Source organism: Cypionkella sp. (genome assembly GCF_034376685.1).
GTDB lineage: Bacteria > Pseudomonadota > Alphaproteobacteria > Rhodobacterales > Rhodobacteraceae > Cypionkella.
The window spans coordinates 35,891-60,334 of sequence record NZ_JAXMJJ010000011.1 but is presented as its reverse complement, the minus strand read 5'-3'; the positions used below and the strand labels follow the sequence as shown (position 1 = coordinate 60,334).

General features: G+C 59.5%; 21 protein-coding genes. 13 read left to right on the top strand and 8 right to left on the bottom strand.

Annotated features, from left to right (window positions below):
* Window positions 1-82: 82 nt before the first annotated feature.
* Window positions 83-1,636, bottom strand: coding sequence for a calcium-binding protein (locus tag U1A24_RS03090; protein ID WP_322320524.1), 1,554 nt, complete (start codon window positions 1,634-1,636; stop codon window positions 83-85).
* Complete coding sequence (locus U1A24_RS03085; RefSeq protein WP_322320523.1) at window positions 1,578-1,937, bottom strand: hypothetical protein; 360 nt, start codon at window positions 1,935-1,937, stop codon at window positions 1,578-1,580. The genes U1A24_RS03090 and U1A24_RS03085 overlap by 59 nt, the downstream gene beginning before the upstream one ends.
* 523 nt (window positions 1,938-2,460) lie before the next feature.
* Between U1A24_RS03085 and U1A24_RS03080 the strand changes: the two genes are divergently transcribed.
* Window positions 2,461-4,197, top strand: coding sequence for a calcium-binding protein (locus tag U1A24_RS03080; protein ID WP_322320522.1), 1,737 nt, complete (start codon window positions 2,461-2,463; stop codon window positions 4,195-4,197).
* A gap of 27 nt (window positions 4,198-4,224) precedes the next feature.
* Here the strand turns inward: U1A24_RS03080 and U1A24_RS03075 are convergent, their stop codons facing one another.
* From U1A24_RS03075 to U1A24_RS03055, 5 genes are all read right to left on the bottom strand, one after another.
* Window positions 4,225-4,350 (bottom strand): hypothetical protein, encoded by a 126-nt coding sequence (locus U1A24_RS03075; protein WP_322320521.1) that lies wholly within the window; start codon window positions 4,348-4,350, stop codon window positions 4,225-4,227.
* Window positions 4,351-5,022: 672 nt separating this feature from the next.
* Window positions 5,023-5,214: a hypothetical protein gene (locus U1A24_RS03070; protein WP_322320520.1), complete on the bottom strand. Its 192-nt coding sequence runs from the start codon at window positions 5,212-5,214 to the stop codon at window positions 5,023-5,025.
* Between the two features lie 173 nt (window positions 5,215-5,387).
* Complete coding sequence (locus tag U1A24_RS03065; RefSeq protein WP_322320519.1) at window positions 5,388-5,984, bottom strand: Isoquinoline 1-oxidoreductase subunit; 597 nt, start codon at window positions 5,982-5,984, stop codon at window positions 5,388-5,390.
* A gap of 11 nt (window positions 5,985-5,995) precedes the next feature.
* Window positions 5,996-8,152, bottom strand: a complete 2,157-nt coding sequence (locus U1A24_RS03060; protein ID WP_322320518.1) for a xanthine dehydrogenase family protein molybdopterin-binding subunit — start codon at window positions 8,150-8,152, stop codon at window positions 5,996-5,998.
* Between the two features lie 3 nt (window positions 8,153-8,155).
* Window positions 8,156-8,614 carry a (2Fe-2S)-binding protein gene (locus U1A24_RS03055; RefSeq protein WP_322320517.1) on the bottom strand — a complete coding sequence of 153 codons (459 nt, stop codon included), beginning with the start codon at window positions 8,612-8,614 and terminating at the stop codon, window positions 8,156-8,158.
* 175 nt (window positions 8,615-8,789) lie between these two features.
* Between U1A24_RS03055 and U1A24_RS03050 the strand changes: the two genes are divergently transcribed.
* The 4 genes from U1A24_RS03050 (at window position 8,790) to U1A24_RS03035 (ending at window position 12,343) form a co-directional block, all read left to right on the top strand.
* Window positions 8,790-9,077, top strand: coding sequence for a hypothetical protein (locus U1A24_RS03050; RefSeq protein ID WP_322320516.1), 288 nt, complete (start codon window positions 8,790-8,792; stop codon window positions 9,075-9,077).
* Window positions 9,078-9,190: 113 nt separating this feature from the next.
* Window positions 9,191-10,123: an IS5 family transposase gene (locus U1A24_RS03045; RefSeq protein WP_322320515.1), complete on the top strand. Its 933-nt coding sequence runs from the start codon at window positions 9,191-9,193 to the stop codon at window positions 10,121-10,123.
* Window positions 10,124-10,281: 158 nt separating this feature from the next.
* The gene (dgoD, locus tag U1A24_RS03040) at window positions 10,282-11,430 is read left to right on the top strand and encodes a galactonate dehydratase (RefSeq protein WP_322320514.1); all 1,149 of its coding nucleotides are present in this window, start codon (window positions 10,282-10,284) and stop codon (window positions 11,428-11,430) included.
* The gene (locus U1A24_RS03035; RefSeq protein WP_322320513.1) at window positions 11,402-12,343 is read left to right on the top strand and encodes a dihydrodipicolinate synthase family protein; all 942 of its coding nucleotides are present in this window, start codon (window positions 11,402-11,404) and stop codon (window positions 12,341-12,343) included. Before dgoD ends, U1A24_RS03035 begins: the two co-directional genes overlap by 29 nt.
* A 42-nt stretch (window positions 12,344-12,385) precedes the next feature.
* Here the strand turns inward: U1A24_RS03035 and U1A24_RS03030 are convergent, their stop codons facing one another.
* Entirely contained in the window at window positions 12,386-13,264 is an 879-nt protein-coding gene (locus U1A24_RS03030; protein WP_322320512.1) for a LysR substrate-binding domain-containing protein, read from the bottom strand.
* A gap of 96 nt (window positions 13,265-13,360) precedes the next feature.
* On the opposite strand from U1A24_RS03030, the gene U1A24_RS03025 reads away from it, so the two are divergent.
* The 8 genes from U1A24_RS03025 (at window position 13,361) to U1A24_RS02990 (ending at window position 24,390) form a co-directional block, all read left to right on the top strand.
* Entirely contained in the window at window positions 13,361-15,022 is a 1,662-nt protein-coding gene (locus U1A24_RS03025; protein WP_322320511.1) for a Na/Pi cotransporter family protein, read from the top strand.
* 100 nt (window positions 15,023-15,122) lie between these two features.
* On the top strand, window positions 15,123-16,310 hold the full coding sequence (locus tag U1A24_RS03020; protein WP_322320510.1) for a 2-aminoethylphosphonate--pyruvate transaminase: 1,188 nt from the start codon (window positions 15,123-15,125) through the stop codon (window positions 16,308-16,310).
* 27 nt (window positions 16,311-16,337) lie between these two features.
* Window positions 16,338-17,588 (top strand): phosphonoacetate hydrolase, encoded by a 1,251-nt coding sequence (phnA, locus tag U1A24_RS03015; RefSeq protein ID WP_322320509.1) that lies wholly within the window; start codon window positions 16,338-16,340, stop codon window positions 17,586-17,588.
* An 8-nt stretch (window positions 17,589-17,596) separates the two neighbouring features.
* Window positions 17,597-19,054, top strand: coding sequence for a phosphonoacetaldehyde dehydrogenase (gene phnY / locus U1A24_RS03010; RefSeq protein WP_322320508.1), 1,458 nt, complete (start codon window positions 17,597-17,599; stop codon window positions 19,052-19,054).
* Window positions 19,055-19,144: 90 nt separating this feature from the next.
* On the top strand, window positions 19,145-19,981 hold the full coding sequence (locus tag U1A24_RS03005; protein ID WP_322320507.1) for an EamA family transporter: 837 nt from the start codon (window positions 19,145-19,147) through the stop codon (window positions 19,979-19,981).
* A gap of 188 nt (window positions 19,982-20,169) precedes the next feature.
* A complete protein-coding gene (locus U1A24_RS03000) occupies window positions 20,170-21,189 on the top strand; it encodes a putative 2-aminoethylphosphonate ABC transporter substrate-binding protein (protein WP_322320506.1) in 1,020 nt (339 codons plus the stop codon).
* A 59-nt stretch (window positions 21,190-21,248) separates the two neighbouring features.
* The gene (locus tag U1A24_RS02995) at window positions 21,249-22,382 is read left to right on the top strand and encodes a putative 2-aminoethylphosphonate ABC transporter ATP-binding protein (RefSeq protein WP_322320505.1); all 1,134 of its coding nucleotides are present in this window, start codon (window positions 21,249-21,251) and stop codon (window positions 22,380-22,382) included.
* A gap of 1 nt (window position 22,383) precedes the next feature.
* Window positions 22,384-24,390: a putative 2-aminoethylphosphonate ABC transporter permease subunit gene (locus U1A24_RS02990; protein ID WP_322320504.1), complete on the top strand. Its 2,007-nt coding sequence runs from the start codon at window positions 22,384-22,386 to the stop codon at window positions 24,388-24,390.
* The last annotated feature ends 54 nt before the right edge of the window (window positions 24,391-24,444 follow it).

The window sequence follows — 24,444 nt, the reverse complement described above, 5'->3', positions numbered from 1 at the left end:
CCAGCTCCGCTGCCGCATCCGCCGCCAAGAAAAAGAAGGAAACAACACACAGCTTGACCCCTGCATGAACCGAAATCCATAATCAGAGGTGGCTCACTTCTCGGTGAAAAAACCGGCTCAGTTCTGGGTGAAAATCAACACCGTATTCGCCCGTAAGCATGTCAGCACCCGTGCCGCCGTAGAGCTTGTCATCGCCATAGCCGCCGGTGACCTTGTCATTGCCGGTGCCGCCATAAAGCGCGTCATTGCCTTCCCAGCCCGCAACCGAGTCATTGCCAGCATCGCCAAACACGAAGTCATTGCCAGCGTCACCTTGCGCCGTATCATTGCCGACACCGCCATAGACCCAGTCGCTGCCATCGCCGCCCGAGACCACATCATCGCCATCGTCGCCGTAGGCCCGGTCGTTTCCGGTCTCGCCTTGGACGGCATCATTGCCAAGACCGCCGTGTACGGTATCGTTGCCGAAGCTGCCGAAGATAGTGTCATTGCCCGCCGCGCTGTCGATGAAGACGTTCCAGACGCTGCCGGTGATGACGTTGTTCAGCGCGTTGCCGTAACCTTCGCCGCTGCCGGCAAAGAACATTTGCAGATTTTCGATGTTGGCGGCCAGCGTGGTCTCTGCCAGCAGGCTTTGCACGGTATCGGTGCCCCCACCTGCCGCATCGACAGCCTGATCGCCAGCCGCGTCCAGCATATAAGTGTCATTGCCCGTGCCGCCGGTCATCACGTCGGCACCCTCGCCTCCGTCAAGGTAGTCGTGACCAGCATCGCCATTCAGCTTGTCGACGCCGCTGCCGCCAAACAGGCTGTCGTTGCCATAGCCGCCGAACAGGCTGTCGTTGCCATAGCCGCCGAACAGCTGATCTGCGCCGCTGCCGCCGTTCAACACGTCGTTGCCTGCCAGACCGTAGATGTAATCCGCGCCCTGCGCTGCGGTGATGACATTGGCAAGTTCGTTGCCGGTCAGCGTCACCGACGACACGATATTGGCGTCGGTGATGATGTTTTCGAGGTTCGCCCCCAACACATAGGCGTTCTGCGACAGATAGATCGTGTCGATGCCGCCGTCGGCCGTTTCGACGATGGTATCGGTGGACTTGCTGTCGATGCGATACATGTCATTGCCCGCACCGCCGGCCAGCTTGTCATTGCCGGCACCACCGTTCAGCCAGTCGTCTCCCGCGCCGCCATCCAGATGGTCCCCACCGTCATCGCCGTAAAGGCTGTCATTCTCGGTGCCGCCATAAAGATAGTCGCCATCGGCGCCACCATAAAGTTTGTCATTGCCGGTCTCACCTTCAAGGAAATCGCGCCCGCCCATTCCGTAAAGGCTGTCATTGCCGGTATCGCCGCGCAGCCAGTCTTCCAGCGTATAGCCGGTGATCTTGTCGTTGCCGCCCTCACCGTCAATGGCCCAGCCGATGTCGCCCCAGACCGTGCCGGCACCGGGGACCCACCAGGTTTTCGACCCGGTCAGGTTGAAGTCGTAGGAGATGACATTGTCTGCACTGTTGGAGGCACCGTCCAGATTGTATTCGTGGGACTCGCCTTCGATGGTTTTGATTGCAACCCAGTCACTGCCGTCTTGGCCGACAATGGCCATGATGGGGAACCGTGTAATCGGAGCGCTCATTGGATATCCCTTCGGTTTCATGCGACAGCGTTGCGCTGCCTGATGCGCTGCTTTTCGGTCGTGGATGTTTCAATTGGACGGCTGCAGAACAACTGAGTTGTTTCATTTGTTGCGCGGCGAACCTGTCCTTGGGGATGCCTTTCGCAAGCAGTGCCGAGATCGGTTCGCGCTTGCCATAAAAACTCAGGAGCACCTCGATGGCCGTCTTGCGCTGTTTCTTGGCGCATGCAGCGACGACCTCCTTCAAGATCGGTGCAAGCCTGTTCGGATTGACCAAAATTGCCAGAAATTTGGCCTTCATGGCACTGTGTCCGCGCGTCAGCTCTGCCGGAGATGTTGGGATAAGACAGTCGGAGACGAATGGTGCCATTGAGGCGCAAGCGGCTGCATCCATGCATCGGTTGGCGCTCCAGACAGATAATGTCCGCTTTGAGAGCGCCACGACCGGGGCGAATGCAAAGGGCCACGCGGTACGGTCCGTGGACTAGAGATCGATGCCCTACAACAAGGTCAGCGCATCGTCGAGATCACCGCCAAGGCATCTCGCGGTGCAGTCCAACTTCGAATGTCCCAAGAGAAGCTGAACGCCCAGATGCGCTTGGTTCGACGCCAGCAGGCCGCAACGGCCGAGTGTTCGCGGGCGGTACGCAACTGTTCTACGGGCACTGATGACAGGCTTCGGCAGAGGCTTTCTTCGCAACCCTTCGATCTGCAACAATTGAAACACGAGTCCCGCCTTCTGAAATCATTCTGAAACTTGGTAGGGGCAATTTCTCCGTAAGAGCGGCACACTAGGTGCCCGCCGAAACGATTGGAGAAGCGACATGCCCGCATATACTGGAACCGACGGCGACGACACCTATTACGGTGACACAGTTAAGGCCGACTATGTCTGGGTCGGCGATGGCAACGATACGGTCTATACCTTTGGTGGCCACGACAACGTCGTCTCGACCGGGGGGATCAGCCGCTTCTATCTTGGCGAGGGCAATGACACCCTTCTGTCGGGGGCTGGAAATACCTACATCGATGTCGGGTCCGGCGATGACTTCATCATCGACGATGGCGGGGCGTTCTACGCGGATCAGAAGTTTTATCTCGGCGAAGGCAACGACACGGTCGTGCTCCGGGGCAGTGGCGAAACCGACATCTATGGCGGGGCGGGCAACGACACCTATGTCCTGTTGCGCTACAACGATGTCCGCGCGGTCACCATGGGCACGGCAGATGCCATCATCCACGAAGATGCCGGCGCTGCCGGTGGCACCGACACGATCGAGCTTTCGACCGGCTGGTCGGGTTTCGTCATGGCAGCCAATGTCGAGAACCTGATTGCCAACAACACGAACGCTCAGGATGACCGCATCACTTGGGACAACAAAATCGACGACACCGTGCTGGGCGTCGAGGTGACCGGAAATGCCTCCGGCAACAACATGCTCGGTTCTATCGTCCGCGACGTTCTGCGTGGAATGGCCGGCAATGACACGCTGGACGCCTACTACGGTAAGGGCGATGTGCTGTCCGGTGGCGAGGGCGACGACACGCTGATCCTGAATTTTGCCCGCTCGGCCAAGCTGTATGGCGGCACGGGCGATGATACCTATGTCATCCGGTCGTGGAACACCGAATCTGCCAATGCCATCTTCGAGTATTCCGACTCGGGCACCGACACGCTGGACCTGCGCTATACCAACGTCGATATGACCCGCTCGAACCTCTACGCGATCGAGAACCTGACGCTTTCGGCTGACAGCACCGGCGCGGCTCGCACCGTCACCGGAAACGGCCTGTCCAACGTGATCTTCACCAATGCCGCCGACGACACTGTCACCGGCGGCGTAGGAAACGACGAGGTCCGCAGCGCGGGCGGCCTGGACTGGCTGGAGGGTGGAGTCGGCAATGACACGCTGGACGGCGGCAACGATGCCGACCGGCTTTATGGCGGCACGGGTAACGATAGCCTGATGGCGGGGTCCGGCGACGACTGGTCTTATGGCGGTGATGGCGACGACATCATAGATGCGGGCATCGGCATCGATTTCGCCTATGCTGGGGCAGGCAATGACAGCGTCATGGGCCGTACCGGCGATGATTTCATCTATGGCGAGGCGGGCCACGACACGCTCACAGGCGACGGCGGCAATGACCGGGTTTGGGGCGGCGACGGCAACGACAAGGTCTATGGTGGGGCAGGCAACGACCAACTGCGGGGTGATGTCGGGATCGACCTGCTTTATGGCGGCGACGGAGCTGACCGGTTCATCTTCACCACGCTCGCCGACGCGCCGATGTCGGGCCTCGATCGTGTGATGGATTTCGTCAAGGGCGTTGACAAGATCGACCTTTCGGCCATTGATGCTGACAGCTCGCTGACTGGCAACCAGACCTTCCACTTCAACGCCTCCCAGCCCTTCTTTGCCTCGGCGGGCGACCTCAGCATCTCGACCAATCTCCTGGGAACTCTGGTCGAGGGCGATGTCAACGGAGACGGATTCAGCGATTTCAGGGTTCTGGTCGTGTCGAACTACGCCCTGCAGGCCACCGACTTCGTCCTGTAGGCTTGGACGGTTTTTCTGCCAGTGCGTTCAGAACGTGCTCTTTTCTGCCAGCTGCGGCGCCCCGCGCCGCATCGAGACGGCGTTGATAACGGTGTTCGAGGTGCCGAAGTTCATTCCGATATTACTTCGATTCGCGCGAGATTTTTTCGCCATATCCGGGCGACGATCTCGCATGACCGCAAGGGCAGCGTCGCCCGTAAATGGGGGGCTGCAGTGTTTTGCGTGCGGCGGTCTGTTCGATCCTTTGTCGAGCTGCGGCATGCCATCGACCCGGCCCTTACGACGACGGAGCCAGAAAGGAGGCAAGTAAGGCGCTTGTTTCCAAATCGCGAGCTTCTGCGGTCACCGAGAGGCGACGGCGCTGGAAAAATCAGCCCTGTCAGCCGGATCGGCGTTGGATGCCACGCGTGTTACGAAAAACTGCTTTTCAAGCATGCAAGCGCTGATCTGCACCGTCGAGTAGCCGCCACCTTGGTTCGCCGCATTGAATGCGTGCCGTAAGCAATGGGCTCAAGGTTGATGGAGGTGACCCATTCGCGCATGATGCGTGCATATTGCCGCGGATAGGTGGGGCTCGCGTGCAAACGGCTAGGCCATACATTCTCTGAGCCGATCAACACAGGATCCGCGATCCAACTTTCCAGCGACTGCCTGGACGTCTTTGTGAATTCGAACCGAACGGGTTTGCCAGTTTTGCGCAGCGTGATTGAGGTCTGCTCCTTGACGCAGCCAGCGGCAAATACACCTCACACCTTCAGACAGACGAGATCGCAGCCGCGCAATTTGCTGTCGATGGCAGCATTGAACAGGGCCAAGTCACACTTGTTAGCCATCATCTCGAGCCGAACTCGGGTGGACCAGACATGCTGCGGCGTCAAGGGTCGCTTCTGGCTGACGATCCGGCCCTTGCTCCATGCAGGACGACGATTGGAAGGGTTTCGGCAGGCCTAGGACAATCCTCCTGTCCACCAGCTCCACCCGGTCTTCGGCCAGCCCGGCAACGATTACATCCCACATTTCTCGTCATACTTAGGTGTTTTGGGCAGATAGCTGCCTGACGACGGTCCGGCATATGCAAAATGCATGCGACCTAAGCGGACTCTCTGCAGAGCGAAAAAGCCGCGTCTACACAGCAAAGAGACGTTGGGCTGCATCCTGTAGATCTGATCAATCCCGACAGTGGTGACAGGTCATTTTGGGCAGGCTGATCCGGTATCAATCCAAGCGCGCGTCAAAGCGGCGAACTCGGCCTGACTGCCGGGGGCTGGTGTTCGCCCTTCGCCGGGCGCCCATCCCCATCCGACAAGTCCATCGGTGGCGTTGTGCTCATACAATGCCTCCATATCCCGATTGCCGTTGCGTGTAGGATCTTTCAACTGAACACAGATTTCAGACAGGCTGAGACCCAGCCAGCCCATCGAAACCGGTGCCAACATCCAAGGCTCATGCCCTGGAATACTACCCGGTCCGGTGGCAAATTTTACATTCTTGCTGCCGTGGCAGGTGGTGCAGTTCATTCCCGCTGCGCCAAAATCTGCTTCACCCCGCACGACAGGGGGCATGTGGGCGTGCATATCGTCGCCTTGCGTCGGCCCGCCCGTCACAGGATGGCAATTCAAGCAACGCGGGCTTTGCAGAACCTTACCCATCTCTTCAAAAAGCGCCGCAGAGCGCGCAGTTTGGTCGGGGATGTTGTCAAACGAAGCGGGTGGTTGCAGAGTTTCTTGTGCCGTGGCTGGCAGGCCAATCAGCAGCAGTGCGGCGAAAGCGCGAAAAGTGGTTTTCATTGGCTGTCCTTTCACGACACTGCAGCGGCAAAAGGCAACTGATAGGTGGCCGTGCCGGTCAGCGCGCGCCATGCGTTGGCCAAAGCCGGGGCAAGTGCTGGAACGCTTGGTTCGCCCACCCCAGTCGGATCCGCCGCACTTGCGATAATTTCAACTGTTACCGCTGGCATCTCATTGATGCGCAACATGCGGTAGCGGTCGAAATTGCTCTGCGCGACGGTGCCGCCCGGCTCCAGCGTGATCTCATTGAACAAAGCGGTGCCAAGCGCGTAGCCGATGCCGCCCTCCATCTGCGCGCGGATGATGTTGGGGTTCACGGCCACACCGCAATCCACCGCGCACCACACGCGGGTGACCTTGGGGAAGCCACCCTTATCTTCAACCTCGACGATTTCAGCCACATAGGTGCCAAAACTTTTTGCCATGGCAATGCCATAGCCTTTGCCATCCGCCGTGCGGCCCTTCCAGCCAGCCAATTTTGCCACCGCCTCAATCACGCCGCGTTCGCGGGTCGCCTCAGGCTTAAGCAGATCGAGCCGCCCTTGCACCGGGTCTTTGCCGGATTTCTCCAGCAATTCATCTAAAAACACCTCAACCGCGAAGGCGGTGTGGGTATGGCCGACCGAGCGCCACCACAGCACTGGTACCGGGCTTTGCGCCTGCGCCCAGCCAATCCGGTGGGCGCCAACCTTATAGGGCAGATCGTAAGACCCCTCATAGGACGTGGCATCCATCCCGTCTTTCATAAACCCAGCCATCGGTGTGCTAGCCATGATCGACTGATTGGCGACGGTATTTTCCCAGCCAATCAGAGCACCATTTGCATCCAGCCCTGCCCGCATCTGGTGGACGGTGATCGGGCGGTAATAACCGCCACGCAGATCGTCTTCGCGCGTCCACACCAGCTTGAAACAGCCGTCGCGGCCAGCTGCCTTGGCGATCTCCCCGGCTTCGGCGGCTAAGTGCGCAGAGCCTTGGGCGCGACGCCCAAATGATCCCCCGGCCAGCAGCACGTTGATCGACACATCCTCTGGCTTCATCCCCAAAGCTGCTGCAGCGGTAGGTTTGTCAAAGGTGGGAAAATGGCTGCCAAACCACATCTCGGCCTTACCTGCCTTAACCTCAATCACCGCATCCAACGGCTCCATCGGGGCATGGGCAAGGTAAGGAAAGCGAAATTCGGCCTCATGCAACATGGCAGCACCTGACAGTGCAGCTAGATCGCCATTTTCCTCGACCACCCGCCCGCCGGTTTTCGCCTCGGTTGACAGCATCTCATAAAGCTCTGCCGAGCTGCGGGTTTCAGACTTGCTATCATCCCAAGTGATGCTCAGCGCTTCACGCCCCTTCATCGCGGCGTAGGTTGCGGTCGCATAAACTGCGATGCCACTTGGGATCTGGCGGACCATTTCCACACCCGGAACCGCCAAAGCCGCCTTGTCGTCAAAACTTGCCACCACCGCACCGAATTTCGGTGGATGCGCCACCAGCACCGTCAGCATCCCGTCACGATAGACATCCATGGTGAACTGTGCAGTGCCGTTCGACTTGGCCACGGTATCCAGACGCGGACGGTCGGTGCCGATCAGTGTGAACGCAGCGGGATCTTTTACTGGCGGGTCAGCGGGCATCTCCATTGTTGCGGCCGCTTGTGACAGCGCCCCAAAGCCCGAGGATTTGCCGCTGGCCGCATGAGAGACCATGCCCTGCAACACAGTGATCTCGGCGGCAGGCACGCCCCATTGGGCGGCGGCAGCAGCAACCAGCATCGCCCGGGCGGTGGCGCCGGCCTTGCGCATCTGCATATAGCTGTTGGCAATCGCGGTGGACCCGCCAGTGCCCTGCGCCCCGAAGGCAAGGTTGGCATAAAGCGCGTCATTGCCAGGTGCCGCTTCGGCCCGCATCTGGCCCCAACCGGCATCGAGTTCTTCTGCCACCAGCGTTGAAAGCCCGGTGTAGGGCCCTTGACCCATCTCTATGTGTTTGATCAACACCGTCACGGTGTCATCGGTGCCAATGCGGATAAATGCATTTGGCGCGAAAGGGGCTGTCGTCTGCGCCGCAGCCCGACCGCGCCCCAGCGGCAGCATCAAGGCCAGTGTCAGGCCCGCACCCCCCGCCAAAAAGCTCCGGCGGGTGGCTTGAAAGCCTTTGCTTTGTGTGGTCATGGCTTAACCCTCCAGCGTTTTGGCAGCGGTGTGGATCGCTTCGCGGATGCGGACATAAGAAGCACAGCGGCAGACGTTGCCTGCCATCGCGTTGTCGATGTCCTCATCGGTTGGGCTAGAAATCATTTGCAACAAGGCCGTCGCCGACATCACCTGACCCGATTGACACCAACCGCACTGCGGCACGTCAATCCCGGCCCAAGCCGCCTGAACTGCAGTCACTTCGGGCCCTCGCATGCCCTCAATTGTGGTAACCTCGCTGCCATCCACCATTGAGATCGGGGTGATGCAAGATCTTCGCGGCATGCCGTCGAGCATGACTGTGCACGCGCCACATTGCGCGACGCCACAGCCAAATTTCGTTCCTGTCAGGCGCAACTCATCGCGCAAGACCCAAAGCAGGGGAGTGTCGGGATCAAGATCAACCGTCACCTCTTTGCCGTTCACGGTCAGAGTGGTCATGCCTAGCCTCCAGCTGGGTACAGTTTGATTTCATGAACGCATCGAAACTATTAGCCGTCAATGCTAGGTTCGAATTTCGGCTATCCTCTCAGTAACGATCAGCGGGAGGTCAGGTTCCGCAAGGCTCGAAATAATTTTCGCCACTGCGATCTGCTCATCGCCAAGGCATGTCACCTTGTCCATCTACTCGACCGCAGCGGGCTACGCCGTTAGCGGTGGCAGGAACGGTCAGACGATCACGAAAGCAAACCTCCTCGTCCTGCTCAAGCAGTCGGCGGGCAAGCCGTTCGATTTGAACGAAGCTAACTCAGGCGCGACCTTCGGCCTATGCAACATCGCTCCCAGGCGGAAGGTCCACGACGACGCGCTGGATTTCGCACTCGCCCCCATCGTCCCAATGCCGAAGATCAACCCAGCGACTGTCCGCGCGCGGGTTGGACTTGCCCCCGATGATAGCCGCTAGCAAATCTTTGTCGTTGCTGATCGTGAGCCCGGCAGTCGCTGCCTTTGCACGGCTCTGTTGCACAAATCCTGCCAAGGATTCATCTTGTGAATCCAGCGTGATAGCTGTGGTGGATGAGCAGACCGAACACACTGACCTACAAGACCCTGAACTGGCCCGCGTATAACAAGGTGCTCAAGCGCCGTGGATCGCTGACGATCTGGTTCGATCCTGACATGTCGTGGGCGGCGCAGCCGACAGGCAAGCGGGGGCGACAGCCCATTTACAGCGATGCCGCCGTCCAGACCTGCCTGACGATGAAAGCCCTGTTCGGGATGGCGCTGCGGCAGACGACCGGGTTCGTCGAGAGCCTGCTGCGGTTGATTGGCCTGGACTGGGATGTGCCGGATTTCAGCGCGCTGAGCCGCCGCCAGAAGACGCTGGCCGTTAACCTCCCGCATCGGGGATCGCAGGGTCCGCTACACCTGCTGATCGACAGCACCGGGATCAAGGTCGAGGGTGAAGGTGAGTGGAACGCACGTAAGTATGGCGGTCCCAAGCGCCGGGTCTGGCGAAAGGTCCATCTCGGGATCGACGAGGAAACACTGGAGGTTAGGGCAGTCGAGGTCACCAGCAGCGATATCGGCGATGCCCCCATGTTGCCCGAACTATTGGCCCAGATCCCCACCGATCAGGACATAGCCAGTGTAGCGGCCGACGGCGCCTACGACACCCGAAAGTGCCATGATGCCATTGCCGAACGTGGGGCCAATGCCGTCATACCGCCCTGCAAGAACGCCAAGCCGTGGAAGGCGATCACGGCAGGTGCGGTCGCGCGCAACGAGGCACTGCGGGCATCGAAATACCTCGGCCGTGCGCTCTGGCGACGATGGAGTGGCTACCACCGTCGAAGCCGCGTCGAAACCAAGATGCATTGTGTGAAACTGCTGGGCCAGCGCCTCATGGCGCGCGACTTCGACCGTCAGGTGGCGGAGTTCCAGGTTCGTGTCGCCGTGCTGAACGGCTTCACCGCGCTCGGCATCCCCGTCACAAAGGCCGTGGGATAAGTCTGTCCGGGATAAGGGGAAGTCCGGCCGTCAGCCGATTTGCGCAACAGAGCCGGGCAACGGCCAAACCTGTTCGACCACGATGGCATGGCATTTCGACAAGCCGGCTGCCTGACAGTCGATGGCGGCCTCAGCACCCTGCAACACGGATAGAGTCGATGAAAATCACTGCACTGAAGAGCTTTGTCTTCCCGCCGCGCTGGCTGTTTCTGAAAATCGAAACCGACGAAGGCATTGTGGGCTGGGGAGAGCCGGTGCTGGAAGGCCATGCCGAAACTCTTGCCGCCAAGATCCGCGAGCTAGAGGCGGTGATGATCGGCCGCGATCCGATGCTGATCGAAGACACCTGGCAGATGATCTACCGCAACGGCTGCTATCGCGGCGGTCCGGTGTTGATGAGTGCGATGTCCGGCATCGACATGGCGTTGTGGGATATCAAGGGCAAGGCTTACGCCCAGCCGATCCACGCGTTGCTGGGTGGCAAGGTGCGTGACCGGGTGCGCAGTTACCGCTGGATCGGCGGTGATCGGCCGCAAAATCTGATCGAAGATGCACAGGGCTTGATCGCGGCGGGCTATGACGCCTGCAAATTCAATGTCACCGAGGAACTGCAATACTTCGACACCTATCGCAAGGTCGATCAGATCGTCGCCCGCGTTGGGGCTTTGCGCGATGCGGTGGGCCCGGCGATGGATCTGGCTTTCGATTTCCACGGTCGAGTGCATGCCCCGATGGCCAAGGTGCTGCTGAAAGAGATGGAATATCTGCGCCCGATGTTTGTCGAGGATGCGGTGGTTTCGGCGCATGTCGATGTGCTGGCAGATCTTGCGCGATCAACCTCGATCACCCTGTGCATTGGCGACCGTCTGCACTCGCGCTACGACTTCCGCCCAGTGTTTGAAAAGCGCGCGGCAGGGTTGATCAACCCTGACACCGCCCATGTCGGCGGAATCTCGGAAATGGTGCGGATCGGTCATATGGCCGAAGCCTACGATGTTGGCCTTGCGCCGCATTGCCCGCTGGGGCCGATTGCGCTGGCGGCCTGTCTGCAAGTCGATGCGATTTGTTACAACGCGGTCATTCAGGAACAAAGCCTTGGTATCCACTACAATCAAGGCGGCGATCTGAACGATTATCTGACCCCCGAAAGCCGCTTCAAAGTGGAGGCGGGATTCCTGCCGATCCCGATGGGGCCCGGTTTGGGCATTGAGGTGGATGAAGCCGTTGTGATCGCGCGCGCGGCGGAAGGCCACGCTTGGCGGGCACCGGTCTGGCGTCATGCCGATGGTTCGATTGCAGATTGGTAAAGTGATGCGCGATTTCTCGACCGATCAGTTGCATGGCATTCACACCATTCTCTACGCGCTGTTTGATGCCGATGAACGGCTGGACCGCGCCGCGATGCGCAGGCAGGTGCAGCACTGTCTTGCCGCGGGCGTGCATGGCATGGCCGCCCTCGGCCTTGCCACAGAGGTTGCCAAACTGTCCGAGGCAGAGCGCCGCACGGTGATGGATTGGGTGGCAGAAGATACCGCAGGCGCGGTGCCGCTGGCTTTCACCATTTTTGGCGCTTCTGTGGCCGAGCAGGTGGCACAGGTCAAGCACGCCGAAAGTGTCGGGGCTGATTGGGTGATCCTGCAACCGCCGATGGTTGGCAGCTATGGTGCGGGAGAATACATCCGTTTCTTTGGCCGGGTCGCCGAGGCCACAACCCTCCCCGTTGCCATCCAGAACGCGCCCGCCTTCATGGGGCGCGGCTTGAGTGCCGCCGAGATTGCCGATCTGGTGGGCCAGCACCCCAACATCCGCGCGATCAAAGGTGAAGGGCCGGTGACCGATATCGCCAGTGTCATCGCCGCGACGGGCGGAAGACTGCCAGTGTTCAACGGCCGCGCAGGTTTGGAGATGTTGGACAACTTCCGCATTGGCTGTCGGGGTCTGATCCTCGCACCCGATTGTATCGACTACGCAGTTGCTGCCTATGACGCACATCGTCGGGGAGACACAGCTACAGCCGAGACTACCTATGCCGCAATGCTGCCCGCCGTGGTGGCGACGATGCAGGGGGTGGAGCATCTGATCTGCTACGGCAAACGTCTTTACGCCGCGCGCACTGGTGAAGACATTCAGGATCGAGCGCCTGCCATGCGACCAAATGATACCGGACAAGAGATGGTCGCGCGTATGGCTGCCAGCTTGGGCCCGCTGAAACGGCAGTAAAGCTGATTTCCATGCCGATGGCTTTTGCCTTCGTGCCGAGCTTCAGGTTTGGCCCGCCGCACCCTGCTTTGCGATGTCAAAAAACGCCCGGACAAGTTTGGAACCACGCCGTTCGTGAAGGCATATCAGGGCTTCATCCATCATCATTTGATCCTCTGGATCAAGCCGGATCGGAACAAGCCGCTTGTCCTCGCCAAATTCTGCCAACGAGACAAAACCGATGCCAGCCCCAGAGGCCACGATTTCGCGCACCGCCTCTCGACCCTCGGCCTCTATGGTGGGTTTCAGCTCTAGACCCTCGGCGCGCGCGGCCTCTTCCAGTTTCATGCGTGTCTTGGAGCCACGTTCGCGCAGCACCAATGCATGATTGGCAAGCTCTGCGAAGGTCAGTCGTGTCTTGTTTGCCAGGGGATGACCGATGGCAACGAAGGCGATGATCGGCGACGAGCTGAGCAACTGGCAGTCGAAATTCTTCAAGGTGGGCATCTCGCCCAGAATGCCAAGATCGGCCTCATAGCTGTGCAGGCTGGCGACAACCGTTTCGGTGTTTCCAGCGCGCACCGATATCCGCACGCCGGGATAGCGTTTGCGGAACGCCACAAGGATATGCATCAGGTGATGCGCGCTGTCGGCTACAATGCGCAGATTGCCCGATTGCAGCGCCCGGCTTTCAGACAGAAAATCAATGGCTTGCTGTTCACTATCAAACAGCCGACGGGTGATCTGCAAAAGCTGTTCGCCCGCAGCCGTCAGCGTCACCTGCTTGCGCACGCGGTTGAAAAGCAGAATGTCGTTTTCTTCTTCCAGCTTGCGGACTTGGTCAGAGATCGCCGGCTGGGTCAGAAACAATTCTTCTGCCGCGCGGGAAAATCCGCCGCAGATCGCGACATAATGGAAGGCACGAAGCTGGACATAGCGCATGCGGCACCTGTAAAATCTATGATACAATAGAAACTAACGATTTGATTTATAGATGGCAACGGCGTTTCTTGGCGGATCATTTGCCGGAGCTCGCCAATGCACCCTTTCCTTATTCTGATGCATCTTGCCGCCGCAGTCATGTTGCTTTTGTGGGCGGTCCGCATGGTGCGCACGGGGGTAGAACGCGCTTGGGCTGCGGAATTGCGTGCGGCCATGCGCAAGGCCGGGGGAAGTACAGCGGGGATGGCGTTTGCTGGCGCGGTGCTGGCAATCGTTCTGCAAAGTGCCACGGCGGTCGGCGTCCTAGCGGTCGGCTTCTCTGCATCTGGCATCATTGGTGTCAGCGCGGGCATCGCCGCCTTGCTGGGGGCTGACCTCGGCTCGGCCGTGGTGGTCAAGCTGTTTTCGTTCGATCTGCGGGAACTGATCCCGGTGCTGTTGCTGACGGGTGCTACGCTGTTTCTGAAGTTTGAACACCGGCAATTGCGTCAGTTGGGGCGGGTCGTGTTGGGCATCGCCTTCATCCTGCTGTCGCTGCGTATGGTTGGCGATGCAACCGCGCCGCTGCGAGAAAGCGCAGTGTTGCCGCAGATCGCAGGCTGGCTTGCCAATGATCCGCTGACCGCCTTTGCCGTGGCGGCTGTTTTGGCGTGGGGGCTGCACTCCTCGGTGGCCACGCTGCTGATCTTTGCCAACTTCGCGGCAAACGGCGTGTTGCCGGTCGAGGCGGCTGCCCCGATGGTGCTGGGGGCGAACCTTGGCGGCGCGATGGTTGCGGTGTGGTTGACCAGAGGCGCGGGTCTGCCCGAACGGCGCATCCCCTTGGCAAACCTGATCTTCAGGGGCGCGGGCGCTGTCATCGCCTTGGTGCTGCTTCAGGTGCTGCCGCAGCCGCTGGATCGTTTGGGCAGCGGCGCGGGCGTGCAGTTGGTGAACTTTCATGTTCTGTTCAACCTGTGCATTTTGATCGTGGCGCTCCCGTTTGCGGGCGTGATGGAAAGGCTGACAGCAACGCTGCTGCCGACCCCTGTGGAAAACTCCGACACTTCGGGCGCGTGGCGCAGCGCACTTGACCGAGGCTCGATCACCCGGCCCAATCTGGCTTTGGCCAGCGCGCGGCGCGAATTGTTGCGGATGGGCGAAGCCTTGGAACGCATGTTGCGCCCGGTGATGGATATTCTGGAAGCCGGTGACGAGCGCCAAATTCTCAACATCCGCCGGATGGATGAGGAGGTGAACCAACGCCACACCGACATAAAGCTGTTCGTTGCAGAGGTTAATCGCGGCAAGCTGACCGAAGATGAGGCGCGGCGCGGCTTGGAACTGGCGGGCCTTGCGATTGATTTCGAGGCCATTGGGGACATCATCGCGAAGAACCTGCTGTCTCAGGCCGCTGACAAGGCGCGGCTGCGCGTCCGCTTTTCTGATGAGGGCTGGCGAGAGCTGACCAACCTGCACGCCCGTGTCATGGCGAACATGCAGATTGCGCAGAATGTGCTGGTCTCTGGCAATCTCGACAGTGCGCGCGAACTGGTGGCTGAAAAGGCCGGTCTGCGGCAAATTGAGCGCGATCTTCACAATCGCCACATCGCGCGGCTGCGGTCGGGCAACGTGCACAGCATCGAGACCAGCGACATTCACATGGAGATCGTGCGGGCGTTGAAAGAAGTGAATTCGCTTTTGGTCAAGGTCGCCTATCCCATTCTGGCCGAGACGGGCCACTTGCTGGAAAGTCGGTTGACGGATCCCGCAATCTAACGATTTAATCTATGATCTTATCTTTATTAACGATTTTACATATGATCTGGCGCGTGGGAACCTTGTCTAAGAAAGTCGCATCAAACCCAATGAGGCCGTCATGACCCCTGCCAATTCCACCTTTCCCGATCCCCGTCTGGGCGAACCTTTCTTGCTGACCCCAGGCCCTCTGACCACCGCATACAGCGTCAAAGAGGCGATGCTGCGTGATTGGGGGTCATGGGACGGTGATTTCCGTGCAATGACAAAATCCCTGTGCGATCAGCTGATTGCGTTGGCTGGCGATGCCAGTGGTGCGTTTGTTTGCGTGCCGATGCAGGGGTCCGGTTCTTTCGCGGTTGAAGCGATGCTGGGGACAATGGTGCCCCGTGACGGCAAGGTGCTGGTGCTGGCCAATGGTGCCTACGGGCTGCGGGCCGCCGAAACGTTGCGGGTGATGGGCCGCGCCTTCACCTTGATTGACAAGGGCGACTACCTGCCGCCGCGTGGCGCTGAGGTGCGGCAAGCGCTGGAGGCTGATCCCGCTATCACCCATGTCATCGCCATCCATTGCGAAACTTCCTCGGGCATCCTGAACCCGGTGGCGGAGATTGCCGAGGCTGTAGCCGCCTGTGGCCGCAAGCTGTTGATCGACTCGATGTCAGCTTTCGGTGCGGTCGATCTGGATGTGAACCGCATCCGCTACGAGGCGATGGTATCTTCTGCCAACAAATGTATCGAAGGCGTGCCGGGCTTTGGCTTTGTCATCGCCCGCAAATCAGCGCTTGAGGCGGCAAAAGGCAATGCCCATTCGCTCAGCCTTGATGTCCACGCGCAATGGGCGGCCATGGTCAAAACCGGCCAATGGCGCTTTACACCCCCCACCCATGTTGTGGCCGCATTCCTTGAAGCGCTGCGGCTTCATGCTGTCGAAGGCGGCGTCGAAGGCCGGGGCGCGCGTTATGCCCGGAACCGCGATGTGATGGTCGACGGGATGCGTGATCTTGGGTTCGAAACCCTGTTGGCTGACCGCTGGCTGTCACCGATCATCGTCACCTTCTTCAATCCGGCGCATGAGAAATTCGTGTTCTCGACGTTCTACAGCCTGATGAAGGACAAAGGGTTCATCATCTATCCGGGCAAGCTGACGGTTGTGGACAGCTTCCGCGTCGGCTGCATCGGCCGGATGGATGAACATATCATGCGTCGGGTGGTTACGGCCGCCGCCGAGGCGCTGACTGAAATGGGCGTCGATACGGCCGCGCCCCCGGCTGCAGCCATCGCAGAACGCGCAAAACTTGCCGCCTGATCCAAACCTCATAGAACGGATACCCAGATGAACGCCCATTCCCGCCCCCCCGTCGTCGCCAATGACCGGACCTACCCCTGGCCAAAGGTGCCTGCCATCGCCATTTGCCTTGATGGCTGCGAGCCAGCCTATCTGGAGGTGGCCATCGACAAGGGCCTGATGCCGACACTGAAGCGGATGCGCGAGCAGGGCACCGACCGGCTGGCCCATTCGGTGATCCCGTCCTTCACCAATCCCAACAACCTGTCGATTGCGACGGGCCGCCCGCCTGCGGTGCATGGCATCTGCGGCAACTATCTCTACGAGCGGGAAACCGGCAAAGAGGTGATGATGAACGACGTGCGCTTCCTGCGCGCGCCAACCGTCTTTGGCCAGTTCTATAATGCCGGCGCCCGCGTCGCGGTCGTCACCGCGAAAGACAAGCTGCGCGCGCTGCTGGGGGCTGGCCTGCGCTTTGACGAAGACCGCGCGATCTGCTTTTCGGCAGAGCGGTCGGATAAAGCCACGCTTGCGGAAAACGGCATCAACAACGCCAGTGCTTGGCTTGGCATGCCGGTGCCGGAGGTCTACTCTGCCGATCTGTCAGAGTTCGTCTTTGCCGCCGGGGTTAAGCTGCTGCGCGACTGGAAGCCGGATGTGATGTATCTGACCACCACCGATTATGTGCAGCACAAATACGCCCCCGAACAGGCCGAGGCGCAGAGCTTTTACAAGATGTTCGACCTCTATCTGGCGCAGTTGGACGCGCTGGGTGCGGCGATTGTCGTCACCGCCGACCATGGCATGAAGCCAAAACATCTCGCCGATGGTTCGCCCGCGGTGATCTATGTGCAGGACAAGCTGGATGTCATGTTGGGCAAAGATGCAGCACGGGTGATCCTGCCGATCACCGACCCCTATGTGGTGCATCATGGCGCACTTGGCTCTTTCGCCACCGCCTATCTGCCGGAAAGCGCCGACCAGGCGGCGGTGATCGCCGAACTCGCCGCCATTCCCGAGATGACACTGGTGGTCGATAAGGCCGAAGCGATGCGCCGCTTTGAACTGCCCGGCGACCGGATCGGCGATATCGTGATGATCTCGGGTGAGAACATGACGCTGGGCACATCGGCGCACCGCCATGATCTTGCCGCGCTGAACGAGCCGCTGCGCAGCCACGGTGGCCTGACTGAGCAAATCGTGCCCTTCATCGTCAACCGTGTGGTGGATCTGCCGACCGCGCCGGTGCTGCGCAACTTTGATGCCTTCTTCTTTGCCTGCACCGCCGCGGCGCTCTGAGGTGTGATATGTTGAAAAGATCCCCTCCCATCGCAATCCGGCACGAGAGCATGCGCATCGCAGGCCGCAAAGTTGACACCGTGGACCGCGTGCCGGTCCACTACCCTTGGACGGATGAACTGATCGGCACTGTTCCAGCGGGCACCGCCGAGCACGCGCGCGAAGCCTTTGCCATCGCGAGCGCCTATCAACCAACCCTGACGCGCTATGAGCGGCAGAAGATCCTGTTGAACGTCGCCCGCATCATCAGCGAGCGCAAAGCAGAACTGGCGCCGATCATCACGGCGGAACTTGGTATTTCGCTGGCGGATGCGCTCTACGAATGCGGGCGCTCCTATGACGTCTATACCCTCGCCGGGCAGATGTGCATCCATGACGATGGCGAGATCTTTTCCTGTGACCTCACACCTCATGGCAAGCAGCGCAAGATCTTCACCACGCGTGAGCCGCTGCGGGCGATCTCTGCGATCACACCGTTCAACCATCCGCTGAACATGGTCAGCCACAAGATTGCACCTGCAATCGCGACCAACAACTGCATTGTGGTGAAGCCCACCGAACTCACACCGCTGACCGCCCTGTGGTTGGCCGATGCGATCTATCAAGCGGGCTTGCCGCCAGAAATGCTGTCTGTCGTCACCGGTTGGCCCGCAGATATCGGGGATGAGATGATCACTAACCCCGATTTTGATCTGATCACCTTCACCGGCGGCGTGCCGGTGGGCAAGATGATTGCGGCCAAAGCGGTCTACAAACGTCAGGTGCTGGAACTGGGGGGGAACGACCCGCTGATCATCTGCAACGATCTGTCCGATGCTGATCTTGCCAAGGCTGCCGATTTGGCGGTGGCCGGGGCAACGAAGAACTCGGGCCAACGCTGTACGGCGGTGAAGCGCATTCTGGTTCAGGAAAGCGTCGCCGACCGTTTCGTGCCCTTGGTGCTGGAACGTGCCAAGGCCCTGCGCTTTGGTGATCCGATGGACCCCGCGACCGAACTTGGCTGCGTCGTACATGCTCGCGCGGCGGAGGTTTTTGAGAAACGCGTGCATTTGGCCGAAGCCGAGGGTGCCAAGATTCTTTACCATCCCGGTCGCAAAGGGGCGTTGCTGCCGCCCATCGTGGTTGATCACGTCCGTCACGAAAGCGAGCTGGTGATGGAGGAAACCTTCGGTCCGATCATTCCCATCGTCCGTGTGCCGGACAATGACATCGAGACGATGCGGATCTCGAACTCGACCGCATTTGGTTTGTCCTCGGGTGTCTGCACCAACGATTTTCGCCGCATGCAGAGCTATATCAAAGGCTTGGTGGTAGGCACCGTCAACGTCTGGGAAGTCCCCGGCTACCGGATTGAGATGTCTCCTTTCGGCGGCATCAAAGACAGCGGCAACGGCTATAAGGAAGGCGTGATTGAGGCGATGAAAAGCTTCACCAACGTCAAGACATTCTCGCTGCCTTGGGCGTGACGGCAGCGTGAATCAGACCAAAGGCGGGTCCGGTAGGGCTCGCCTTTTCAATTTCCGCCACTTTCTTCCATTTGCCCGAAAGACTGTCCCATGACGCCAACTGCGCTTGCCCTCGTGCTTTTCGCCGCTCTGCTGCACGCCGGATGGAACGCGATGGTCAAGGCGATGGATGATCGCGCTGGGGTTCTGGCGGCGGTGTCGGCGGCGCACGCGGTTCTGGGGCTGATACTGGTGCTGAGTTTTCCACTGCCTGCCATCGCCAGTTGGCCGTCAATCGCGGCCTCAACCCTGCTGCATTACGGCTATTATATCCTGCTTTTCTGCGCCTACCGACTGGGAGATCTAAGCCAAGTTTATCCGATCTCGCGCGGGTTGGCCCCGGCGGTGGTGGCGCTGTCTGCCGTGGCGCTGATCGGCGAATCCCTTGCGCCATTGGGCTGGATTGGGGTTGCTTGCGTCTCAGTTGGGGTCACTATTCTGGCGCTACAAAAGGGGGCGGTGCAGGCCTCGCGGGCAGCGGTGTTGTTCGCCATTTGCCTTGGTATGCTCATTGCTGCCTATTCTGTAGCCGATGGCATCGGCGTGCGAAGATCGGGCAATGCTTTCTCGTATATGGGTTGGCTTTTCCTGTTGGAATTTCCCGTGCCGCTGACCATCGCGCTTATCCGCAGACAGACGGGTGGTGGCTTCAGTCCGCGTGTGCTGGGCATCGGTGCCATTGGCGGCATAGCGGCGGTAAGTGCCTATGGAATTGTGTTGTATGTCAAGACTATAGCGCCACTTGGCGCGGTGTCTGCGGTGCGAGAATCCAGCGTCATTTTCGCCGCGCTGATCGGGATTCTGTGGTTTGGCGAGCGCCCCATCGCAGCCAGATTGCTGGCCGCTGCGGTGGTTTCTGTCGGCGTGATGACCATTGCAAGCAGTTGAAAATTTACATCGTTTTTGTCGATATTTTCATAAAAATAATAGATTTTACTTATCAACTGTCATCCCCCCACCCTAACACCATGGAGTTTAGCGCTGGTCACGAACCAGGCCATGACCTCAGAAAATCGACGTGTGGTCGAACAAGGCCGCCGATCAAAACCAACGAATATCCAACGGGAAAATCAGACATGACCGGAAAAACCTTCTTGCTCTCATCCGCCATTGCAGTGTTTGGCGCTTTTGCGGCCCACGCCGAAACCGAACTGACCGTCTACACCGCATTCGAGGCCGAATTCCTTGAGCGCTATGCCGCAGCCTTCAATGCCGAACACCCTGATATCAAGGTCAACTGGGTGCGCGATTCCACTGGCGTTGTGACCGCGAAACTGCTGGCCGAAAAGAACAACCCCAGTGCCGATGTGGTCTGGGGTCTGGCCGCCACCTCGTTGCTGGTTCTGAAGACCGAAGGCATGCTGGAGCCCTATGCCCCCGTTGGGGTGGAAAAACTGGACGCTCGTTTTGTCGACTCCGACACGCCGCCGTCTTGGGTTGGCCTTGACGCTTGGCTGGCTGCGATCTGCTACAACACGGTTGAGGGCGCGAAACTGGGCCTGACGCCACCGACCAGTTGGGAAGACCTGACCAAGCCGGAATATGCGGGCCATGTCGTGATGCCGAACCCGGCCTCATCCGGTACGGGCTTTCTGGACGTCTCGGCCTGGCTGCAAACCTTCGGCGAGGAAAAGGGCTGGGACTATATGAACCGCCTACACACCAACGTGGCGAGCTACACCCATTCCGGCTCCAAGCCCTGCAAAATGGCCGCAGCCGGTGAAACCGTGATCGGCGTGTCCTTCGACTTCCGCGGTGCGAAATCCAAATCCGACGGCGCACCGATTGAGGTGATCACTCCGTCCGAAGGCTTGGGCTGGGATACTGAAGCTGCTGCGATCATCGGCGGCACCACAAACCTTGAGGCAGCCCAGACGCTGGTGGATTGGTCAATCTCTGCGGCGGCGATGAAAGAATACAACGAGGGCTACGCCGTTCTGGCGATGCCCGGTGTGGCCAAGCCCCTCGAGAACTACCCGGCCGATGCCGAAAGCAAGATGATCAAGAACGATTTCGAATGGGCTGCAAACAACCGCGCCAAGATCCTCGCCGAATGGTCGAAGCGCTATGACAACAAAAGCGAGCCAAAAACCTAAGCATCTGACAAGCGCGTGGGCCTAGCCAGGCCCACGCCCCAGCCGATCGGAGCAGTAGTATGAACGCCATGATTTCACCAAACCTTTCCACCGTGCCGGAGAAAACGCCAGTGACCGACGACTATCTCCGCATTGAAAACCTCTGGAAGATCTACGGCGATTTCGCGGCGTTGCGTGATGTGTCGCTACAGATCTGCAAGGGCGAATTCATCTGCTTCCTTGGCCCATCTGGCTGCGGCAAAACCACGCTTCTGCGCGCCATTGCCGGGCTTGAGCCGCAGACGCGCGGGCATATCCTGCAAGACGGTCGCGACATATCGAACTTGCCCGCCTCCAAGAGGGATTATGGCATCGTGTTTCAATCCTACGCGCTGTTTCCCAACCTGACCGTGACCAAGAACGTCGCCTTCGGTCTGGAAAACACCGGGCGTCCCAAGGCTGAAATCACCAAGCGGGTCGCAGAGTTGTTAGAGCTGGTCGGGCTACCCGACAAGGCCGACCGCTATCCATCGCAGCTTTCTGGCGGCCAGCAGCAGCGCATCGCATTGGCAAGATCCATCGCAATCAATCCGGGGCTTCTATTGTTGGACGAGCCGCTTTCGGCGTTAGATGCCAAGGTCCGCGTGCATCTGCGCCACGAGATCAAAGAGTTGCAGCGCAAGCTGGGCGTGACCACGATCATGGTGACGCATGATCAGGAGGAGGCGCTGTCGATGGCCGACCGCATCGTCGTGATGAACCATGGTTTGATCGAACAAATTGGCACCCCAACCGAGATTTACCGCCACCCGGCTACGCTGTTTGTGGCGGATTTCATCGGCGAAACCAATCGCATCGCCAGTCACTACAAGCATGGCGCCATCACCCTTGGCAGTCGGGTGCTGAACACCGAAGTGCCGGGGCTGACAGACGGGCAAGCGGTTATGGTGGCAATTCGCCCCGAAGATATTCTGCCCCATTCCGCTGGCCACGAGGTCGTGCCCAAGCCCAACCATCTGCCAGTGACGATTTCAGCGCAGGAATTCCTCGGCTCGTCTTGGCGGATGCATCTGCGCAGCGCGGAGTTGGGTGAGACACCGCTGGTGGCTAATTTCTCGATGAACGCCGTGCGGCGGCTTGATCTGTCCGAAGGCAGCAAGCTGACCGTGGAACTTCCCGCCGAGCGTGTGCTCGTCTTTCCGAAAGGCGCATGAGATGACCGCAGCTGACTGGATCCTGCCGGGTCGCGATGTGACGTTGAAGATCGACCGGGATGGGCTGGTCAAACGTGGCTTCATGCTGGTGATCGCGCTTTACCTGATCGTGGCGCTGGCGCTGCCGCTTTACACCATGCTGTCGAAATCCTTCGTGACCTATGGGTTCGATCTCGCCCGCTATGAGTTTCAAGTCAGCGACGAGACTGGCAGCACTTTCGGCCCGCCTACCACTGCTGCCGCGCTGAACGCGACGCTGAACAGCTTTGGCCCTGATGATCTGCGCACATCCTCAGAAGGCCGATTGTCGGTGGTCGAGTTGTTCCCCAACCTCAGCTTTCGCAGCCCAGTGAAATACCGGATGCGGGCGCTGGATGACGCGCCTTGGCTGGTGGGTCTTGATCTGGTCACGGCAGCGGACTGGCAGGAATACGACAGCAACACCTTCCGCCGCATCAACCTGCGCCCGGTTTCGACCATCGGTGTGCAGAACTATGTCGCGTATTTCTCGAACCCGACGCTGTTTCGGTCGATCGAGAACTCGCTGTTTATCGCCTTGGTCAGCACGGTGCTGACCGTCAGCTTTGCCTTCGGCTTTGCCTATGCGATCAGCCGCAGTTGTATGCGGTTCAAAGGCGCGATGAAACTGATCGCCATGATGCCCATTCTGGTGCCTTCGCTGTTGCCGGGCATCGCGCTGATCTATCTGTTCGGCAATCAGGGGTTGCTGAAAGACCTGCTGATGGGGCATTCGATCTACGGCCCGCTTGGCATCGTGATCGGGTCGGTGTTCTTCACCTTCCCCCACGCGCTCATCATCATTTCCACCGCCTTGGCCATCGCGGATCAGCGGCAGTATGAGGCTGCCGAGGCCCTGCGTGCCAGCCGCTGGCGCACCTTCTGGACGGTGACGATCCCGGGCGCGCGCTATGGTCTGATTTCGGCTGCTTTCGTGACGTTCACGCTGGTGATCACCGATTTTGGTCTGCCTAAGGTGATCGGCGGCCAATACAGCGTGCTGGCGATCGACATCTACAAACAGGTCGTCGGGCAGCAGAATTTCGAAATGGGGGCGGTTGTCTCTGTCATTTTGCTGATCCCCGCAGTGCTGGCCTTTGTGATCGACCGTCAGGTGCAGAAGAAGCAGGTCTCGCAACTCTCGGCCCGCTCGGTTCCTTACGCGCCGAAGCCGCGCCCTGGGTTCGACGCACTTTGCCTTGGCTGGTGCGCCCTGATTGCAGGCTTCATCCTGCTAATGATCGGCACTTGCCAACTGGCCGCGCTGGTGAATTTTTGGCCCTATGACATGAGCCTAAGCCTGAAGAACTTTGCTTTCGACAAGATGGATGGCGGCGGCTGGTCGGCCTATTGGAACTCGATCCAGCTTGCGGCGCTGACAGCGGTGATCGGAACGGTTGTGGTGTTCACTGGGGCCTACATGGTTGAAAAGCTGGACGGATCACATTTTGCACGCGGATTGTTCCAGTTTCTTGCCATGCTGCCGATGGCCATTCCTGGCATGGTGCTGGGCCTTGCCTATATCTTCTTCTTCAATAACCCAGCGAACCCGCTGAATGCAATTTACGGCACGATGGCGATCCTTGTCGTCTCGACAGTCACGCATTTCTACACCGTCGGCCACCTGACCGCCCTGACCGCGCTGAAGCAGATCGACCCAGAGTTTGAATCGGTTGCAACCTCAATGCGCCAACCGTTCTGGCGGCTGTTTGGCCGGGTCACTGTGCCGATCTGCCTGCCTGCTATCCTCGACATCATGATCTATCTGTTTGTGAACGCGATGACGACGGTGTCGGCTGTGGTGTTCATCTATTCCAGCCAGACGGCGCTGGCCTCGATCGCGGTGCTGAACATGGATGACGCAGGCGACATCGCCCCGGCGGCGGCGATGGGAATGATGATCTTGTATACAAATGTGGTGGCGCGGTTTTTGCACATGGCGCTGTCTCACGGTGTGCTGCGTCGTACCCAAGCTTGGCGGATCAGATGATTGAGCAGGGTGAGAAGGCTTTTCTGCGCGCCCAGCATCAAAAGGGTTCTGTCG

What these genes read in the sequence shown, in the direction of transcription:
- U1A24_RS03055 (WP_322320517.1), bottom strand. Translation starts at nt 8,614, where the DNA reads ATGACCACTCTGACCGTGAACGGCAAAGAGGTGACGGTTGATCTTGAT.
- U1A24_RS03075 (WP_322320521.1), bottom strand. Translation starts at nt 4,350, where the DNA reads ATGGCGAAAAAATCTCGCGCGAATCGAAGTAATATCGGAATGAACTTC.
- U1A24_RS03060 (WP_322320518.1), bottom strand. Translation starts at nt 8,152, where the DNA reads ATGACCACACAAAGCAAAGGCTTTCAAGCCACCCGCCGGAGCTTTTTG.
- U1A24_RS03035 (WP_322320513.1), top strand. Translation starts at nt 11,402, where the DNA reads ATGCCGATGGTTCGATTGCAGATTGGTAAAGTGATGCGCGATTTCTCG.
- U1A24_RS03025 (WP_322320511.1), top strand. Translation starts at nt 13,361, where the DNA reads ATGCACCCTTTCCTTATTCTGATGCATCTTGCCGCCGCAGTCATGTTG.
- U1A24_RS03020 (WP_322320510.1), top strand. Translation starts at nt 15,123, where the DNA reads ATGACCCCTGCCAATTCCACCTTTCCCGATCCCCGTCTGGGCGAACCT.
- U1A24_RS03005 (WP_322320507.1), top strand. Translation starts at nt 19,145, where the DNA reads ATGACGCCAACTGCGCTTGCCCTCGTGCTTTTCGCCGCTCTGCTGCAC.
- phnY (WP_322320508.1), top strand. Translation starts at nt 17,597, where the DNA reads ATGTTGAAAAGATCCCCTCCCATCGCAATCCGGCACGAGAGCATGCGC.
- U1A24_RS02995 (WP_322320505.1), top strand. Translation starts at nt 21,249, where the DNA reads ATGAACGCCATGATTTCACCAAACCTTTCCACCGTGCCGGAGAAAACG.
- U1A24_RS03090 (WP_322320524.1), bottom strand. Translation starts at nt 1,636, where the DNA reads ATGAGCGCTCCGATTACACGGTTCCCCATCATGGCCATTGTCGGCCAA.
- U1A24_RS03070 (WP_322320520.1), bottom strand. Translation starts at nt 5,214, where the DNA reads ATGTGGGATGTAATCGTTGCCGGGCTGGCCGAAGACCGGGTGGAGCTG.
- U1A24_RS03030 (WP_322320512.1), bottom strand. Translation starts at nt 13,264, where the DNA reads ATGCGCTATGTCCAGCTTCGTGCCTTCCATTATGTCGCGATCTGCGGC.
- U1A24_RS03085 (WP_322320523.1), bottom strand. Translation starts at nt 1,937, where the DNA reads ATGAAGGCCAAATTTCTGGCAATTTTGGTCAATCCGAACAGGCTTGCA.
- U1A24_RS03000 (WP_322320506.1), top strand. Translation starts at nt 20,170, where the DNA reads ATGACCGGAAAAACCTTCTTGCTCTCATCCGCCATTGCAGTGTTTGGC.
- U1A24_RS03080 (WP_322320522.1), top strand. Translation starts at nt 2,461, where the DNA reads ATGCCCGCATATACTGGAACCGACGGCGACGACACCTATTACGGTGAC.
- U1A24_RS03045 (WP_322320515.1), top strand. Translation starts at nt 9,191, where the DNA reads ATGAGCAGACCGAACACACTGACCTACAAGACCCTGAACTGGCCCGCG.
- U1A24_RS03065 (WP_322320519.1), bottom strand. Translation starts at nt 5,984, where the DNA reads ATGAAAACCACTTTTCGCGCTTTCGCCGCACTGCTGCTGATTGGCCTG.
- U1A24_RS02990 (WP_322320504.1), top strand. Translation starts at nt 22,384, where the DNA reads ATGACCGCAGCTGACTGGATCCTGCCGGGTCGCGATGTGACGTTGAAG.
- dgoD (WP_322320514.1), top strand. Translation starts at nt 10,282, where the DNA reads ATGAAAATCACTGCACTGAAGAGCTTTGTCTTCCCGCCGCGCTGGCTG.
- phnA (WP_322320509.1), top strand. Translation starts at nt 16,338, where the DNA reads ATGAACGCCCATTCCCGCCCCCCCGTCGTCGCCAATGACCGGACCTAC.